Below are 18,233 nucleotides of genomic sequence, written 5' to 3'. Positions count from 1 at the left end.
CTTAACGATGACGAATCTCAAAGCTTTGGTGGATGGGTTTTTTGATATTAAAATCAAAGCCGATGGTCTTTGGCGTGATATTGACAATATCGTAGCGCTCGCTTAGCTGCTCATCCAACTCAAAACGGGTGAAGTTATTAGAAAAATACAACACACCATCAGAGGTTAAGCGGTTCATGGCGCGGTTGATCAGGGCGGCATGGTCGCGCTGCACATCAAAGGTGCCTTGGAATTTTTTTGAGTTGGAAAAAGTCGGCGGATCGATAAAGATAATATCAAACTGCTCAGTATTGTTCTTGATCCACTCAAAAATATCGGCAGCGACGAACTGATACTTGCTCCCACTGACATCCAGACCATTTAAGGCAAAGTTTTGCTTGCCCCAGTCGAGATAGTTTTGTGACAGATCCACGCTAGTGACTTTTTTGGCGCCAGCGAGCGCTGCGTGTACACTGGCCGTACAGGTATAAGCAAATAAGTTAAGTACTGACTTGCCGCGACTGTTGGCTTTGATACGGGCGCGCATGTTGCGATGGTCGATAAACAGGCCGGTATCGAGATAGTCGGTAAAGTTGACATAAAAGTAAGCGCCATCTTCGCGTGCGATATAAAACTTACCGCGCTTTTCGCTACTGCCTTGTTTGCTGTATTGCTCATTACCTGATTGACGGGCGCGGGTTTTGATAAAGACCTGCTCGCGGTTGATATCAAACACCTCACGGATACCTATCAGGGCGAGGTTGAAGCGTTTTTTTGCGGTCTCAGGCGGGATGGTTTTGGGCGGTGCGTATTCTTGCACGTGCGCATAATCACCATACAGGTCAATGGCAACTTTAAAGTCGGGCAAATCAGCGTCATAGACACGAATATTGCTGACATTGTCTTTTTTGGCGAGTTTTTTAAGCTTGGCGAGGTTTTTTTGTAGACGGTTGATAAAGTCTTGCCCGCCCTCTACCGTGATGTCACGCTTCTCAAAACGACTGACCAGATGGCCTATTTGCCCAGCGATAAGGGTCCCATAACGAAAATAAACCGTAATGGCACCGTTGTGACAGCGCAGGGTCTTTGGCTCTTTGATTGGTAAGATATCTACTTGCTCGACACGAGCGGCCAAGATGCCAAGCATTGGATTAATGCCACTACCTGCAAAGCTGTCTTGCAAAATAAGCCCGATTGACTGGTATAAAGGCTTGATAATGTCTTCATCGCCCAAACGCTCGCCATAAGGTGGATTGGTAATGACAAGCGGATTGCTCAAGCGGCCGTCATCGACCAGCGGCTTTAGCACACCGCCTAGTTGATTGAGCGCGCGCGTCTCGATATCAAGCAGCGGCAACAGCTCTTGCAACCCTGCGGCGATCAGGTTTTTTTCTGTGGCGAGTATCGCACCGCTATCAGCATCAAAACCCAAAATCAGCGGCAAGGTGTCTGGCTGCTCTTGAGCAATGGCGAGCGCCTCACGAAAACGGTTTTGGGCATCCTCAATCATCTGCTGCCAGAGCGCATCATCATGATGTTGCCATGCATAAAATCCGAATTGATTGGCTGCTTTATCGATACCGACAGCATAATCACAATGCATCAAGAGCGCTTCGATAATAAACGTACCTGAGCCGCACATAGGATCGATAAGAGCGTTATAAAAAGGCGCGTTGCCTGCATCGTTTTTCTTATGCCAACCTGCGCTATAGAGTAGCGCTGCGGCTAGGTTTTCTTTTAAAGGCGCGTCGGTCATGGCCAAACGATAGCCGCGGCGATGCAAGCTGGTACCAGATAGGTCTAGATACAGCTCGGCTTGCTTGTCATTGACAGTAGCAAACACAGAAAAATCTGGGTTTTTGCTGTCGACGTTGGGGCGGCTGTCATATACTTCATTGAAGGTATCGGCGATGGCGTCTTTGATACGCAGCATCGCAAACTGCTGACTGACCGCCACGCGCTTATCGACAGACAGACGGATGGCAAAGGTTTGCTCTAAGTCAAACTGCTCAGTCCAGTTGACAGACTTTGCCAAACCATAGAGCTGCTCGGCCACATCATATTCGGTATTGATGTTTTTGCGTTTGATTGGCAGCAGTACCCGTGAGGCCACGCGTGACCAAAGACAGATGGTATACAGATCACGCAAGCCGCCAGTGACGGCCAGACGACCGGTGCTTTTGATATCGCTTTGAATACCAAAGCTGGTCAGCTCAGTCTGTAGCGGCGCTTCGAGCCCATCGGCACAGGTAACGATAAGCTCAAGCGACAACGCTGGCGAAGATGCTGTGGAAGATGCTGGCGAAGTGGTTTCGGTCATACGGATACCTGTGGTCTAAAAGGGTAAATGAGGCACATCAGCAATGGCGATGTTTAACCCGTGATTTTATCATATTTCCAGGTAGGATGGTTTAAAGTGGTGGGTATTGAGCAAGATAGTCGCGTCTTTACTGCTCATTTTTTGTCAGGGGTAGCGGCTCTGATGACTGTGATACTACCTGCGTGGTGGTGGCAAAGGGCTTGGTGGCGATAGGATAATCGACGTCCTTTGGCATCAGCAAACGCATATGTGGATAAGGGGTAGAGATGTTGGCAGCATCGAACGCGCGTTTGATGTCCTCTTTGAGACCTTCTTTGATTTTTGGCATACGGGCGACGGCAGCAGGTTTTACCCAAAAACGCACGATAAAGAAAACCCCGTATTCACCAATTTCATCGACTGTGGCTGAGGGCTCTGGACGGCTGAGTACCACATCGGTGTCACTGAGTACTTGTAGGATCTCTTTGCGAGCGGTATCGATATCGTCTTCGAAGGCGATACGTACACGAATATCAAACCGTATGAAGTTTTTGGAGGTTAAATTGGTCACCTCAGAGGAGGCAACATTGGAGTTTGGAATAATGACGGTGATGTTGTCCCGCGTCAAGATATGCGTGGTACGCAGGGCGATGAGTACCACTCGGCCTTCATTTTCATTGATATGAATCCAGTCACCTACTTGAAACGATTGCTCAAGCAAGATGGTGATGCCAGCGATAAAGTTGGCAAGGGTGGACTGAGCGGCAAAGCCTACCGCCAGACCGACGATACCGAGACCGGCGACCAGCGAGACGATATCAAAGCCAAACTGCGCCATGACACTGGCCAGACCCAGCACTAGTAGCAGCACAGACAAGATGTTTTTTAGCAGCTGCTCTATCGAGGCATTCAGACCATAATGCTGCAAGACTTTGTGAATGATCTGCCCAGATGAGGTCCAAAGCACATAATAAATACCTGCCCATGTGCTGGCCTTGGCAGTGGCTTTGATGGTTTCAGGCTCAAAGTATATCTGACTCATAATGGCAATCAAACTTGCCACAATCCAGATATAGCGCAGTACCGAGCGGACAATCTTGGTGCGCCGCTCATTCAAGTGTAGCTTTGTTTTGCTTTGCTTGAGAATATAAATCGCCAACCAATAAAAAAACCCCAGTACCGCAAGTAAGATCAGGATTTTGATGGCAGTACTGGCCAAATAGACCACCTGTGAGGACCAGTCGATTGACTCTTCATCAGCAGAGCCGCCAAGCGCCAAATAAAGGCTAGTATGCAGATCACGAATGATCTCTTGAAAAAAATCGGTAATACTAGCGATTGGCATTTTTTGGTCCATGCAGTGATGAGTACATGTAAAGGTATTAAGTTACCTGAAATTAGGGAGGCAAGCAAACACAAGATACGCCCTGATCGCTTGCAATGCTATCTTTTTTATCAGGATTTTTATGAGGGCGTGTCCTTCCTGTAAAACAGTCCAAATCCTTAAAAATTGTCTTCTTGCGTATCGTGGTACTGATAAGGGATTTTCATCTTGTGCTGTACATCGCGTAATGCTGTCCGTAGTCCTTCTAATATCGTAGGGTGATAAAATGGCGTGTCGAGCATGTCTTTGATATTTAAGTCATTGGTAATGGCTGTCGCCAAGATATGACCGATATACTCAGCATCAGGGCCAATCATGCTGGCGCCCAGTATTCTGTCGGTTTTTTTGCAGCCGTAGATATGGAGCAAGCCACAGTTGACTCCCATCACTCGACTACGACCTTGATTGTCAAAACTGACACGGCCGACGACGTACTCTAACTCTGGGTCTTGCTGAATCTCAGGAAGCGACATGCCGACGTTGACGATCTGCGGTGAGCAAAACACGATAGAAAAAGGCAGGGCAGGCGGACGTATATAGGCGTCTTTTTCATTGCCGCAGATCATATTGCCTGCGCTGTAGCCTTCATCACTAGCAACGTGTAACAAAGGTATGTGTGCATTGGCATCACCCACGATATAGACGTTTAAGTCGCCAATTTGGCCGGTTTTTATACTGAGGTTTTTTGGTCGGTTTTTATCATCAAGCTCGACGCCCAAGTTTTCAATGCCCAGCTGCTTGATGGTATTGCGTCGACCGGTGGCGACCAGTACGTATTCGCCTTGCCACTGGCGCGCTTCGCCGGCACTGTCTTCATAATTGATAAATGCGGTTTGTTCTGGATGGTCTTGCGTATCGGTATGTCGTGTACCGACGTCTTTGATATCGCTACCTAGGTGCATGGTCAGCTCATGACTCAAGCAATCAATGGCTTTATTGTTGATGTCGTCGTCTTTGAGACCGGCCACGCGCTTGACACGATTAAATAGTGTGACCTCGACGCCCAACCGAGTAAAGGCTTGCGCAAGCTCAAGACCGATGGCACCTGCGCCGACGACGGCCAATGATTTAGGTAAGTCATTGAGCTCAAAGACGGTATCAGAGGTAAGCAGGGTCGCACCCAGCTTATCTGCCCAGCCGTCTGGGATAAACGTCGAGCTGCCAGTGGCGACGATGATGTTTTTGGCGTCGATTAGCTCGTTATTGACTTCGATCAGGCCTTGCTGGTTGATATAAGCGCGACCATCGATTTTTTTGTCCTCAGGCCAGCTTTCGACTTGTTTTTTGATATAGCTGGCAAAGTGGCTACGCTCCTCACGGACGCGTTCCATGACCCGTTTGCCATCGATTTGAGCGGTGGCATGCACCCCAAAGTCTGCAGAGTGATTGGCCTCATGGGCGCGGTCTGCAGCAGCAATCAATAGCTTGCTTGGCATACAGCCGACTTGGATACAGGTGGTGGTCCAAAACCCTTCATTAATAATGACGATGTCATCACGGGTTTTGCTGGCTTGCCGAAAGGCATTTTGACCAGCTGTGCCCGCGCCAATCACAGCCACCGATACGGTACGAGTGATTTTTTGCTCGACACTATCGGCATTAGACGGTTGATTCATAGAATTCTCAAGCGTTAAGAAATGATTATTTAACCTAGATATCACAGGTGATGTCAGTGATTATTATCTTGTCAGCTGGTTAAGGCGTTAATGTTGCTAGCAGACGATCGGTATAGCCTTTGGCACGCAGGTTACGCTGTGCATGGGTAAGGGTGCCATTTTTGTCAAACACAAAGGCAGAGCGTACCAGCCCCAAGGTGATTTTGCCGTACATGTTTTTTTCTTTGATTACATCAAAATACTGGCAAAGTTTTTCGTCAGTATCGCTAATGAGCGGGATGTGTAAGTCATGCTTGGTGATAAATTTTTGATGAGAGTCGATGCTATCGCGTGAGACGCCAACGATATCGTAGCCCAAGTCATCAAACTCGTGGAGGCGCGCGGTAAATTCGGTCGCTTGTGTGGTGCAGCCAGGCGTATTGTCTTTTGGATAAAAGTATAAAATTAGGCCTTTGTCGGTATGGGCGACCATCTCTTTTAGGCTGATGTCATCATGGATGAAGTGGCCGTCTAGCGCTCTGACGATGGTAACAGGAAAATCAGGTAACTTGATGCTCTCTGTGGTAGGCTTTGCCATGCTAATGTCCTTATGGTGTTATATAGTTAGATGAATGTAAAACTGTTATGGATTTAAACGCGCTACTGGTATAAATTTTACTTGCGTGCTGCGTTCCCAGAGGCTGCGCAACCTACATTTAAAAACAGTATCCCAGTAGTTCTATGACATTTTTAGAGTGTATCGACTATAGAGGGTTTGTATAGTATGTATATCGCAAGTATAGCGAGCTTTATCAGCGTTATCATATTCTTATTATAAGCAGATTAGCAAAAATGAATAATCAGTTTTACACTTTGTCTATTTATCCTCAACAAAAAAGACTGGCAATGGCCAGTCTTTTGTACATCGTGCACCCGTTATCTTAAGCAGGTTTTTGTGGCTGCTTGAGGTCTAGACCGACTGTGCATTGCTGTAAGTCTTTTTGCATTTTTTTGACATATGGCAGATTGGAAGGGTCTTTTTTATTCTGTGCGTAGCTTTCGATTTCCCACATTTGACCGATGGTCATGTTGCTACGGACGTCGATGGTGCAATTGCACAGTTTGGTGGCGGTACTTTTGTCAGCGACTTTATATTTGACCGCGCCATTGACACAGGTATTGATATTGTCTTGCTTGATATCAGCCGCGTTTGCTTGGGGTAACGCAAAGATGGCAGCTAGGGCTAGGGGTAATACTGGCAACAACTTCATAAATATCCTCTTACAGATGGCGTTTGTTTTATAAATTTGGTATGCGTCGCTGTTATCAAGGTACAGCGATATGCGGATGATATCGTCACTTAGGTTTTGTAATTAATGTCTTGCAATCAATGCAATCGCACATACCATAGCAAGGATAGGGCGCAAAATACAATGATGGCATGCTGTGTTAATGCAAGCGAATGTTTCGCAAATGTTGATTGTTGGGCTGCGCGCCTACAAAAACTGCGCTATCTGCGCTTAGGGCTGATAGCGGGTAGGGTCGACGACGCCTGCTTGGGCAAACCCTTGGCGGCGCAGCGCGCAGCTATCACACGTACCGCAAGCCAAGCCGTTGGCATCTGCGCGGTAGCAAGAAATCGTCTGAGCATAATCGACACCCAATGATAGACCAAGCTCGATGGTTTTGGCTTTAGACAGCTGCTGCAGCGGTGTCTGAATCGACAAATGATGACCGGTTACGCCCGCTTTGGTCGCGAGGTTGGCCATGTGTTCAAAGGCCGCGATATACTCAGGGCGACAATCTGGATACCCTGAGTAATCGACGGAGCTGACGCCAATGACGATATGATTGGCATCGGTCACCTCGGCCACGGCCAGCGCATAGGATAAAAAAATCGTATTGCGTGCGGGCACATAAGTATTGGGAATGGCGTCATTATCGACCTCATCGTGCTGCTGATTGGGAAATGTGTCGGTAGCGCCATCAGGGATCGTCATACTGTGGTCGGTCAAAGACGAGCCACCCAACTGCGCGATATCGATATCAATGATACGGTGGCTGACCTTGGCAGTTTTGGCGATGGCTTTTGCAGCGACAAGCTCACTGTTGTGGCGTTGTCCGTAGTTAAAGCTGACCGCTGTCACCGAGACGTAGCGCGCCTTGGCCCAATACAAGCAGGTTACCGAATCAAGTCCGCCTGATAGTAGTACGACGGCGTTTTGCTTATACAAATCTGTGACTGGCTCGTCAGCAGCTTGAGAAGAGGAGGCGGGCGGCAAGGTAGCGTGAGTCATAGTGGCGTCTGTTATTGGTTGAGAAATAGTGAGTAGCTTATCAATGGTGATGAGCAAAAGTAAAGACTAACACCATAGTGATGGAGGCGATCTGGCTATTTTAGCAAAAACACCTGCCTGACAGAACCTTCAGGCGTCTTGTTAATGATGCGTGCCTAAAGCTAGCCACCGCTCGCGCCTGTGACAAGTTGCGCGGATAAATTAACGTCATCTTTTCAATCTGTTAGCAAACTTTGATATAATCGCAGCCGTCAGGGCACCTAGGGCATCCAAAGTTTCCAAAGTTTCCAAGATATCTATGTCAGCGCAGGCTTTAACGAATTGCCGATGAATAGATTGCCCTTCATGATAGCCATATAATTTTAGTAAAGATATTGAGTAACTTATGACTGCAGCGACCATATTCACGCCAAACGCCATGCCAGAGCTTGTTGATACAGCGGCCGATGCAGGCTTGGGCAATGATAATTTGTACCCTGAGCACGATAGCATAGATGCTGCTGACAATAGCGCGGATGATGACGGTAGCACGTTGGAGCCTACGCAAACAGCGGCGTTTCGCAAACTACAAAAAAAGCTGCGCCGCCAAGTATCGTGGGCGATTCGTGACTTTAATATGATCGAAGATGGCGATGTGGTGATGGTATGTGTCTCAGGCGGTAAAGACAGCTACACCCTGCTAGACATCTTGCTGCTACTCAAGCGTATCGCGCCGATTCACTTTGACATCGTGGCGGTCAATCTGGACCAAAAGCAGCCAGGCTATCCTGAGGATGTTTTGCCCGCTTATCTGAACGAGCAGGGCATCGCTCATTATATCTTAGAAAAAGATACCTATAGTATCGTCAAAAGCGTGGTACCAGAAGGCAAGACTTATTGTTCGGCTTGTTCGCGCTTACGTCGCGGCTCGCTATATGGTTTTGCCAAGCAAATAGGCGCGACCAAAATCGCATTAGGCCATCATCGCGACGATATGCTCGCGACGTTCTTTTTAAACCTCTTTCATGGCGGCGCGCTAAAATCAATGCCACCAAAACTGCTCAGTGATGACAAGCAAAACTTGCTCATTCGTCCACTGGCCTATGTCGAAGAAAAAGACATCATCGAGTATGCCAAGCTCAAAGAGTTCCCCATCATTCCTTGTAACTTATGTGGCAGTCAAACCAATCTACAGCGTGCCATCATCAATGACATGCTACGTGAGTGGGACGATGCCCATCCGCAGCGTTTGGCGTCTATTTTTAAGGCCATACAAAACGTCGCACCATCACAGCTCGCCGACCGTGAGTTGTTTGACTTTGAGACCTTGAGTCTCGATCGTGATAATGAGGAGCGTCTGTTTGAGGGGGATAATATCCAAGCAGGGCAGATTCAGAGCTTGAACGATATTGGTCTGCCTACCGCGCCTGAGACCCAAACGTTTAATCCTAATTTTGCCAGCAAGCCGCCAGCAGAGAAACCCACAGACAGCCGCTCTACCGCACAGAAGATTCCAACGATTAATCCTGTGATTTAAAGAGAGCCGATTTACTCACACCCGTGTCAGAAAAAAACCAGCGCATTGGGGCGTGTTGAACATTCAACCATGGCACTGACAGAGAATATTTTTTAGACGATTCGAAGGTAAAAATAGTAAGCTTAGTCGCTCTAAGCGTCTATTTTTACCAATGAAGCGGCAAAAAAGAGTCCTGTCCCTACGGCTGATGCTAAAATTGCGCCATACTGCGTTGCAAATCTAGCTAAGGCATCTGCATTATCGTCGCTTTGCGCCTTGCCTGGAACAATTTTAGCGATCAGCAGTGCCTATTTGTGACTGTTCAACACGCCCTGGTTAATGGCTGGTTTTTTTGGTTTTGGTGCCAGTTAAGAGCCAACCCTGTGGTTAGCTTTCTGAAAAGACGGGTAGCGGCTCAAAGCTTACCTCGGAGCGCGGTAGCCGTGCCACATCTTGCATACGCCAGTCATCCTTACCATCATTACTCACTTGTAGATAGTATTTGGCTTTTACAGGATCGATATCGACATGAGCACGGTATTTATTGCCTTCTTCGTGCTGGAGCACCACATCGCGATCTTTTTTGATATCGGTGGCATGAGAGATAGACAGCGCCAGCGTCTCAGGATAGGTGAGAGGTGTGCCGTTTAGGAGCTTGCCCGTCTGTAAGCTTTGCTCAGGATAGTTTAAATAAAACACAATATCGCCATTATCGGCAAACTGCATTTCGCCATGCAAGTCCAAATCATGCGTGAGCTTATCACGAGAGATATCATGGTAGAGGGTCTTGCCATCCATATACCAGTCGTCACGTACCACACTGTCACGGATTTGGTAGGAGTAATACACAAACCAGAGGCATGCGATCACGACCAGCGCTGGCATGCCAATCACAAAGATGACGACCATGTAGTTTTTATACCATGGCTGCGTATCTTGATGCTTAAAGTTTGGTGCTGGAGTAGACATAAAATACCTATTAATCAGATAACGGTTTAGCAGATATCATATCACTAGATACCGTAAACGCTATCACTGGATAATCTAATGGCACACTGCTGCCAAGTGACAAATGAGTCATCCGCCAATCGCTAACCAAACCAATTGTGAGAGACTAACGGATGAGCGTTATAAAAACAACCTCACCAAGCACGGCGTCTTGGTACTTTTGAGCGCCGAGCCTTGACTCTCAGCGCTTTGCAGCATAAAAGCTTTTGAACCTAAACACTTTTAAATGTCAGTGCTTTGAAAAATCAAAGCCTTTAAAGCTCTTGCTTACTGACCTTGAGTGGTAAAGATGTTTTGTTTGCTTACCTGATATTTGCCATCTTCGCTGGTCACGGTCAGCGTCACTGGTGTTTGACCAAATTCGATCACATCTGGATCGCCATAGATGCTCAGTGGCATATCAAAGCTTTCGCCTGCTTCTAAAGGCACATCGTTAAATCGTAGCGCTAAGCTCAATCCTTCTTGTGGCTCCAAGGCGATCTTATAAGTATGCGGCTCTTGGGTCTTATTGGTCAGTTTGATGATATAGCTGTTTTCGATCATACCCTGATTATTGATAGAGGACAGCTGGTTGCGGTCACGGCGAATATCAAGCTCTAATGGCACGCGGCCTGTGAGCGCATATACCACACCGCCGCACAGTATCGTCAGCAATGCCAGATAAGCAAATAGGCGCGGGCGCAGTACACGGCTCGGCTCTTTTTCGGCCAATTGACGCTCGGTCGTATAGCGAATCAAGCCACGTGGGTAGCCCACTTTGTCCATGATCTCATTACAGGCATCGATACAAGCGGCGCACTGAATACAAGCGACTTGTAAACCATCGCGAATATCGATACCGGTTGGGCACACCTGCACACACATTTGACACTCAATACAGTCGCCTAAGTCATCAGGGTTGGTGCCTTTTTTGCGAGGGCCACGCGGCTCACCGCGCTCATAATCGTAGGAAACAATGAGCGTGTCTTTATCAAACATCACACTCTGAAAGCGGCCATAAGGACAAATATGTACACACATCTGCTCACGCATATAACCGGCATTGGCATAAGTGGCAAAGGTAAAGATAAACATCGAAATCCATACCCACGTTGGCCAATCAGGCACAGGGACAATCCCTATCATCTGCCAGCTTTGATACAGATAGTCAGTGCCCGCGACATAACTGACAAAGGTCGCTGCTGTAATCACAGAAAACACAAACCAAATAAAATAGACCAACGCTCGCTTAAATGCTTTTTTTGCGCTCATCGGTTCTTTGTCAAACTTGATGCGTTTGTTACGATCGCCGATTACCCATTTTTCGACATACTGATAAAGATGTGTCCAAATCGTTTGCGGGCAGGCATAACCACACCAGACGCGGCCCGCATATACAGTCACCATAAAAAGGGTAAAGGCTGCGATGATGGCGAATGCTGCCAAAAAATAAAAATCTTGGGTCAAAAACGTCATGCCAAAGATATAATAGTGCTGTGAGGGGACATCAAACCATATCGCCTGCCTACCGTTGTATCGCAGCCATGGCAATAACAAAAACGCCGCCAGTAGTGCATACATCGTGATGACACGAATATTTTGGTAAAAACCTGTGACAAACCTAGGGTGGACGCGATGCTTGGTGGCGTCGAGGTCTACTTGTTGTACAGGGATCTTATTGGGTTGTTGTGCTGACATAAACGTGCCTCTTTAAAAAAAAGAATCAGTCTGCTGGCATGATGAACAAACACCTTGAATAATAAGATGCATGAGTGTGCGATGTTATCAATGTCAGTGGGTAGAGGGCAAGACAATCACCTAATCGATGCCAAACCATCTACCAAATAATCGATGGTCAATAGCTAAGAGCCGATAGGCAATGCGGCATTCGGGCAAGCCATCAATATCTCTGCCTATCAAGTATATATTTTAACATTCTCCCTACTATAAATGGGGTGACAATCCTAAAAAGCAATCTACTGATACCTTATATAGGTGCCTATATATAAAATATATATATAAAAGGGAGAACTGCAATGACAGTTCTCCCTTTCTGGTAAATCCATTAAACGATATCAGCAATTGGCTGATTAATAACGATTATAATCAGTTAGCAGTAGCTTCTGCTGGCGCTTCAGTCGTCGCAGCGGTCGCAGTTGCTGTAGCAGCTTTGGCTGATTTAACAGGCTTGTCTGATAAAGAGTAGACATACGCGGCAAGCAGCATGATACGCTCATTACCCAATTTTGTCTGCCACTCAGGCATCACACCAGCACGGCCATAACGTAAGGTCTCGCGGATGCTTTCGCGATCGCCGCCATAGAGCCAGATATCGTCTGTCAGGTTTGGCGCACCAGTAGAAATCATACCTTTAGCGTCGTTACCATGACAAAGCACACAGTTAGTCGGCTCGTTAAAGATGACCTTACCTTGTGCAACTTTAGTCTGATCCAGATCATAACCTTGTTGGTTACCAGAGATCGATAGGACATACTCAGAGACTGCACGTACGCCATCTTCACCGATCTGATCACGCCATGCTGCCATGCCACCAACCCGGCCATTATGTAGGGTCGTTAGGATGTTTTCAGGCGCACCACCGTATAACCAATCGTTATCGGTGAGGTTTGGATAGCCCAAGGCGCCCTTGGCATTAGAGCCGTGACAAACCGCACAGTTTTGTAAAAACAAACGGCTACCCACTTTCAATGCATTTGGGTTTTCAGACAGCTTTTCGACATATGGCGCCAGCTCTGCAACTTTTTGGTCGATCTGAGTTTGCAGGTCAGCTGGCGGGTTGTCACTGCGACGCATGGTCGCTTGTAGCTCGTTCAGCGTCGCTAGTGTCGTAGTTGCGCCTGCTGCATCTGCTTTAACCAAGATATTCTTTTCAAAGTTATCTGTAAATACTTTGTTATTGCTCTCAAGCTCGCTGAACAACTCATTCTTAGAAGACCATGGCACTGTTTCACCATCGACCTCTACTGTCGCCAAACCGTTCCAGCCTGCTGGGAAAATTGCTGGGAAAAATACCCAGTAAGCGGCACCCCAAATGATTGAACCAAAGAATATCACTAACCACCATTTAGGCAGCGGCTTATCATATTCTCGGATACCATCGTACGTATGACCAGTCGTACCGTCTTCTTCGAGGTCTGGCTTGTATTTTAATACAAATAACAAAACCCCAAGAATACCTGCCCAACACATGATACTGAGGATGGTAATCCAAGAACTCCAAAAAAATGTCATCGTTTATCCTTATTGCGCTGCTCTTCAGACAGAGACTTTACATCCTCGTCATCAAGCGCAAGTTGTGCATCTTCTTCGAAGCGTTTTTTGTTTTTTGGCGAATACGCCCACCATGCAACACCTACGAAGGCAACAAAGGCAGAAACGGTCGCAATTGTTTGTAATTCACCAATACCCATTAGCGCTGTCCTTCCATCGCGGTGCCTAGTTGTTGTAAGTAGGCAACTAAAGCATCAAGCTCAGTGGCACCAAGAACAGCATCTGGCGCGCCTTCGATGTCTTCTTCAGTGTAAGGAACACCAAAGCGATCGCGGAATAAACGCATCTTAGCTTGAACATTTGCACCGTTTACTTCATTGGTGGCAAGCCATGGGAAACCAGGCATGACTGACTCTGGTACCAATGAACGCGGTGCGATTAAGTGCTGTTTTTGCCAGTCTTCAGAGTAGCGTCCACCAACACGTGCCAAATCAGGTCCAGTACGTTTTGAGCCCCATAAGAATGGATGATCCCATGTTGACTCAGCAGCGCGTGAGTACGGTCCATAACGCTCAACTTCAGCACGTAATGGGCGCACCATTTGAGTGTGACAGACGTGACAACCTTCACGAATATAAATATCACGCCCCTCAAACTCAAGCGCTGTCCAAGGCTCCATAGCAGGAAGGGGAGCATTTACCCCGCCTTCTTCAGGGCTTTTGTTATCATAAATCAGTGGTACGATTTCTACCAAAGTTGCAAAGCTGATTGCGATGACAATAAAGATGACCAACAAGCCTGTATTTTTTTCGATAATTTCATGCGGTGTACCAGCCATGATCGCTCCTTATACGTTAGCTGTCGATGGTTTTTCGACACTAGGTTCATGATCCGTTGGATCCGCGACATCTACAGGCTTACCTTCTGGCATCTTGAGTGTTTTATAGCAGTTATATGCCATAACAAACATACCCGATACGTATAAGAAGCCACCAAAAGCACGACCGATATACGGGAAGTGTGAGAACTCAACCGTATCAACGAAACTATATACCAAAGTACCGTCAGGGTTGGTCGCAAGCCACATCATGCCTTGGCCAATACCTGAGATCCACATAGATACGATGTAGAAAACTGTTCCAGCAGTTGCCAGCCAAAAGTGCGTAGTGATTAAGCTGACAGAGTACATTTTTGGTTTGTTATAGATACGTGGTAACAGTACATATAGCGAACCAATGGTAATCATACCAACCCAGCCAAGCGCGCCTGAGTGTACGTGTCCGACTGTCCAGTCAGTGTTGTGTGATAGTGCGTTCACCGTCTTGATAGACATCATTGGGCCTTCGAACGTCGACATCGCGTAGAACGACAATGCCACAATCATAAAGCGAATGATCGGGTCGGTACGCAGCTTATCCCAACTACCTGATAACGTGAGTACACCGTTAATCATACCACCCCAAGATGGTGCAAATAGAATGACGGAGAATACCATTGCCAATGACTGCGTCCAATCAGGAAGCGCTGAATAATGCAAATGGTGACCACCAGCCCACATATATGAAGCAATCAATGCCCAAAAGTGAACGATAGACAAACGGTAAGAATAAATAGGACGACCAATCTGTACAGGAACGAAATAATACATCATTCCAAGGAACGCCGCCGTCAAGTAAAAACCTACCGCGTTGTGCCCGTACCACCATTGCACCATCGCATCAGTTGCACCGCCAAATAGCGAATAAGATTTGAACGCACTAACAGGAATGGCCATGCTGTTTACGATATGCAGTAGGGCAATCGTAATAATAAAAGCAGCAAAGAACCAGTTAGCCACATAAATGTGTGAGGTTTTGCGTTTGATGATTGTACCAAAAAATACGATGGCATAAGAGACCCATACCAAAGCAATTAAGACATCAATAGGCCACTCAAGCTCAGCGTACTCTTTAGTTGACGTCAAACCTAGAGGAAGGGTAATAACGGCAGAAACAATCACTGCCTGCCAACCCCAAAAGGTAAACCAAGCTAAGTACGGTGCAAATAGGCGCGTTTTACAGGTGCGCTGAACGATATAGTAAGACGTTGCGAACAGGGCACAGCCACCGAACGCAAAAATGACCGCATTAGTATGTAGCGGTCTTAAACGACTAAACGTCAGCCATGGAATGTCAAAGTTGAGTGCTGGCCATGCCAACTGTGAAGCAATGAACACACCAAGACTCATGCCGACGATGCCCCAGATGACAGTCATAATCGTAAAGAATCTTACGATAGTGATCTCATACTCGCGGTCTATAGGGGCGACTGCTGTGTTTTGTAAACTCATTGGATGATTCCTTTACAGCCCGAATTATCAACAGAATTAACTAACGCTCCGCACCATCTAGAACTATCTCTTAGATGAACTTAGCGGTACATGCTGTCTTTGGTCTGCCTATTATCCTTAGATTATCACCTATCTGTCTAAGCTTGCTAAGCTTGCGCTTAATAGCAGCGGGTATTAAAGACCAAAGCGTATTGACGCCAAAGGTTTGTAGCTGCTCGATAGTAGGATTGTTAACAACCTGTCAAAATAAATAAGCAGATGCGCCGTTTTGAGCATCAAACATCTAATGAGGCAAAGTATTTATCTTAATTATTACTAAAAACGCTGTACCAATGAAGATAGATACCAATATCCATAAGGTCCTAAAGCCTACTGACCGTAGATGTATGCTAGCGGCGGCTGACAAAAAAACATGTTTAGGTAATGTTTAGTTAAAACTCCCGACTCTGTTTAAGGGTATTGTAACGCAATCCTAATCAAATATCATCACACTCATGCGCCAAAATACAAACTCTTTGGTAAAAATCTGAGCAAACAGCGGAAAATCGCTGTGTCATTTGTGCATTTTATACCCAGTTTTGCGACGATTCTAAAGGGTACCTGCGACAAAAAATGCGGTGGATGGTAGGCAAAAAACATCAACGATATCGCCGCAATTATCTTGTATCAGACCCATGATCGTTGCGACCATGCGATTTGAAGTGGCCAGTATTTTTGTAACAATCTCGTCATATGCTGTCTAAATAAGTTTTACTTATCCGCTGCTCGGCCTTTATAATGTGGCTGAACACAATCGATAACCGCGCACCTTTGGTCGCCTAATCTAAGGTGTGCCCTCGTTATTGGTACGAGGCGCGTCTTAATAACAATTAAGGATAATAATATGGCAGTTTTTTTGACAAATGAATGGTTTGAGCAAGTAGAGCAAATGAGCAATGACGCGGGTGAGTTAAACCTGCCGCCTGCCTTGGCAAATATGGTGGTCAATCTAAAAGTGTCTGATGCTGAGCAAGATATCGAGGCCAATTTTGCCAATGGCCTACTGCACCGCGGTCTAAATGAATCGGCGACAACGACCTTGCTGTTGGATCGTGATATTTTACAATCTATCATCACCGATTTTAATACCAATGAAATCATGGGGGCGTTTATGGCAGGCAAGATTCGTGTCGAAGGCGATATGTCGCAGCTGATGGCTGTGCAGACCGCGCGTCCAAGTGCTGAGCAAAAAGAGCTATATACTCGTATCAAGTCTATGACGACGATGGCGTAGATCTTATATTGAGTGGTTTGTACTCAAGCCATTGATATACAATTCACTCAGATGTACAAAAGCCCCTAATTATTTAGGGGCTTTTTATTTGCTCAAACATTCAACTGTCATAACAGCGGGACAATCATCTGTTTATCGGACTACTGTCTTGTTTTATTAGATTGTATCAATTTAATTTTATCAGCTGGCTTTAGACTGCGCCGACGCTTGCTGGTTTTCTTTATAGATAGCGGCTTGGAGCCAAACGTTTGCTTGCACATAGTCGTGAACAGCAATCGCGGCAGTTTCAGGGGTGTTGAGGGCAGCGATACGCACGACGAATGGGTCGGCATTTTGCTCACGCAGGATCACTACATCAAACAACAAAATGGATTTGTCATTAAAAGTCGTTTCTTGCTTACCGAGCACTTGACCTTGGCACCATGCCTCGTCCTCTTGGCCTAAGGTGTCGCCAAATAAATACGCGCACATATGACCAAGGTTGATTTCGACAGGTGCCATCTGCTCTTTGGTCTCAGGTTGCCAGTTGCTGATTTGCTCTTGTAGGTCATCTGGGATTTGGCCGTCATTGGCAGCGACGATGTCATTAAAAGCACGGTGATAACGAATCGATTCTTGATCTTCCACCATCACCACTTCGTTTTGTTCGCTTAGCTGCATTTCGTGCGCCCATGCGCTAAAATTGACAAAATAACTGGTGTCTTGCTGATATAAATGGCGATTGGTGGTATAAAGTTGGTCAAAGGCATAAATGATACTGCCATCAGCCGTGCGTAAGCGCAAAACGGCGTCGTGCAAGTGATCGTTGGCAATGATCCGCTCGATTTTACAATGCAGCCCGTATGGGCTATCGACGCAGGGGTAGGCATTGATAAAACATTCAGGCTTGCCATCTTTCATGGCCAGTACTTGATTGATGTGGCAAGGCTGGTCTTCTGAGAGCAGCAGACAGCTGTCTTTGGCACTGATGTTGTTGTTTAGGCCTTTGGGCATCGCCGCATGTTCGATCATCTTCTGTAGCCACTCTGGGACGTCGTTACTCATATCGTCTGTCAGAATACGCCAATGATCAGCATGGCCGGCTGATTGCTCGTCGCTCAAGGCGACTTTGGTGGGGGACTGGATGTTTTTATATTGGTAGTTGATGGTCATGAGATACTCAAAATTAAGTCAGCGTGGGGTTTGGACCTAAAGTGACGGGCTTATATACCAATATATCATATCAAAATTGGGTGATGATAAGCTGCGACGTTTTAGCGAGAGGTCAACAAACCGCAATGAATTAGGGGTTAATGACAATTGTCTTTGGCATATAATATATAGGTATTGCCGCAAGCAATAGCAAGCCCCTCATAAAAAATAAT

15 protein-coding genes are annotated in these 18,233 nt (G+C 46.5%); 2 read left to right on the top strand and 13 right to left on the bottom strand.

The window, feature by feature from the left end:
- Nucleotide 1: 1 nt before the first annotated feature.
- From rlmKL to queC, 6 genes are all read right to left on the bottom strand, one after another.
- Nucleotides 2-2,299: a bifunctional 23S rRNA (guanine(2069)-N(7))-methyltransferase RlmK/23S rRNA (guanine(2445)-N(2))-methyltransferase RlmL gene (gene rlmKL, locus JMX98_RS09050; protein ID WP_201586037.1), complete on the bottom strand. Its 2,298-nt coding sequence runs from the start codon at nt 2,297-2,299 to the stop codon at nt 2-4.
- A gap of 127 nt (nt 2,300-2,426) precedes the next feature.
- Nucleotides 2,427-3,623, bottom strand: a complete 1,197-nt coding sequence (locus JMX98_RS09045; RefSeq protein WP_226941276.1) for a mechanosensitive ion channel family protein — start codon at nt 3,621-3,623, stop codon at nt 2,427-2,429.
- 158 nt (nt 3,624-3,781) lie between these two features.
- Nucleotides 3,782-5,278, bottom strand: a complete 1,497-nt coding sequence (locus JMX98_RS09040) for a dihydrolipoyl dehydrogenase (protein WP_201586036.1) — start codon at nt 5,276-5,278, stop codon at nt 3,782-3,784.
- Nucleotides 5,279-5,357: 79 nt separating this feature from the next.
- Nucleotides 5,358-5,855, bottom strand: a complete 498-nt coding sequence (locus JMX98_RS09035; protein WP_105245103.1) for a peroxiredoxin — start codon at nt 5,853-5,855, stop codon at nt 5,358-5,360.
- A 343-nt stretch (nt 5,856-6,198) separates the two neighbouring features.
- Entirely contained in the window at nt 6,199-6,528 is a 330-nt protein-coding gene (locus JMX98_RS09030) for a hypothetical protein (protein WP_105245104.1), read from the bottom strand.
- 249 nt (nt 6,529-6,777) lie between these two features.
- Nucleotides 6,778-7,554 carry a 7-cyano-7-deazaguanine synthase QueC gene (gene queC, locus JMX98_RS09025; RefSeq protein ID WP_201586035.1) on the bottom strand — a complete coding sequence of 259 codons (777 nt, stop codon included), beginning with the start codon at nt 7,552-7,554 and terminating at the stop codon, nt 6,778-6,780.
- A 418-nt stretch (nt 7,555-7,972) separates the two neighbouring features.
- Here queC and ttcA point away from each other — a divergent pair, with 418 nt between their 5' ends.
- A complete protein-coding gene (gene ttcA / locus JMX98_RS09020) occupies nt 7,973-9,070 on the top strand; it encodes a tRNA 2-thiocytidine(32) synthetase TtcA (RefSeq protein ID WP_413786542.1) in 1,098 nt (365 codons plus the stop codon).
- 366 nt (nt 9,071-9,436) lie between these two features.
- Here ttcA and JMX98_RS09015 read toward each other — a convergent pair whose 3' ends face one another.
- The 6 genes from JMX98_RS09015 to ccoN form a co-directional block, all read right to left on the bottom strand.
- Nucleotides 9,437-10,018 (bottom strand): FixH family protein, encoded by a 582-nt coding sequence (locus JMX98_RS09015; protein ID WP_201586033.1) that lies wholly within the window; start codon nt 10,016-10,018, stop codon nt 9,437-9,439.
- A 306-nt stretch (nt 10,019-10,324) separates the two neighbouring features.
- Nucleotides 10,325-11,734, bottom strand: a complete 1,410-nt coding sequence (gene ccoG, locus JMX98_RS09010) for a cytochrome c oxidase accessory protein CcoG (RefSeq protein WP_201586031.1) — start codon at nt 11,732-11,734, stop codon at nt 10,325-10,327.
- Nucleotides 11,735-12,142: 408 nt separating this feature from the next.
- Complete coding sequence (ccoP, locus tag JMX98_RS09005; RefSeq protein WP_201586029.1) at nt 12,143-13,288, bottom strand: cytochrome-c oxidase, cbb3-type subunit III; 1,146 nt, start codon at nt 13,286-13,288, stop codon at nt 12,143-12,145.
- Nucleotides 13,285-13,467, bottom strand: coding sequence for a CcoQ/FixQ family Cbb3-type cytochrome c oxidase assembly chaperone (locus JMX98_RS09000; RefSeq protein ID WP_075101084.1), 183 nt, complete (start codon nt 13,465-13,467; stop codon nt 13,285-13,287). Before JMX98_RS09000 ends, ccoP begins: the two co-directional genes overlap by 4 nt.
- Nucleotides 13,467-14,105, bottom strand: a complete 639-nt coding sequence (gene ccoO, locus JMX98_RS08995) for a cytochrome-c oxidase, cbb3-type subunit II (RefSeq protein ID WP_201586027.1) — start codon at nt 14,103-14,105, stop codon at nt 13,467-13,469. Before ccoO ends, JMX98_RS09000 begins: the two co-directional genes overlap by 1 nt.
- Before the next feature lie 9 nt (nt 14,106-14,114).
- Nucleotides 14,115-15,596 (bottom strand): cytochrome-c oxidase, cbb3-type subunit I, encoded by a 1,482-nt coding sequence (gene ccoN / locus JMX98_RS08990; RefSeq protein ID WP_201586026.1) that lies wholly within the window; start codon nt 15,594-15,596, stop codon nt 14,115-14,117.
- 883 nt (nt 15,597-16,479) lie between these two features.
- On the opposite strand from ccoN, the gene JMX98_RS08985 reads away from it, so the two are divergent.
- Complete coding sequence (locus tag JMX98_RS08985) at nt 16,480-16,869, top strand: SCP2 sterol-binding domain-containing protein (RefSeq protein ID WP_201586025.1); 390 nt, start codon at nt 16,480-16,482, stop codon at nt 16,867-16,869.
- Nucleotides 16,870-17,049: 180 nt separating this feature from the next.
- Here the strand turns inward: JMX98_RS08985 and JMX98_RS08980 are convergent, their stop codons facing one another.
- Nucleotides 17,050-18,021, bottom strand: coding sequence for a hypothetical protein (locus JMX98_RS08980; protein ID WP_201586024.1), 972 nt, complete (start codon nt 18,019-18,021; stop codon nt 17,050-17,052).
- Between the last annotated feature and the right edge of the window lie 212 nt (nt 18,022-18,233).

The sequence above is a fragment of the Psychrobacter sp. HII-4 genome, from assembly GCF_904846595.1.
Taxonomy (GTDB): Bacteria; Pseudomonadota; Gammaproteobacteria; order Pseudomonadales; family Moraxellaceae; genus Psychrobacter; species Psychrobacter celer.
The sequence above is the reverse complement of the archived record's forward strand: the minus strand, read 5'-3'. Positions and strand labels throughout refer to the sequence as shown.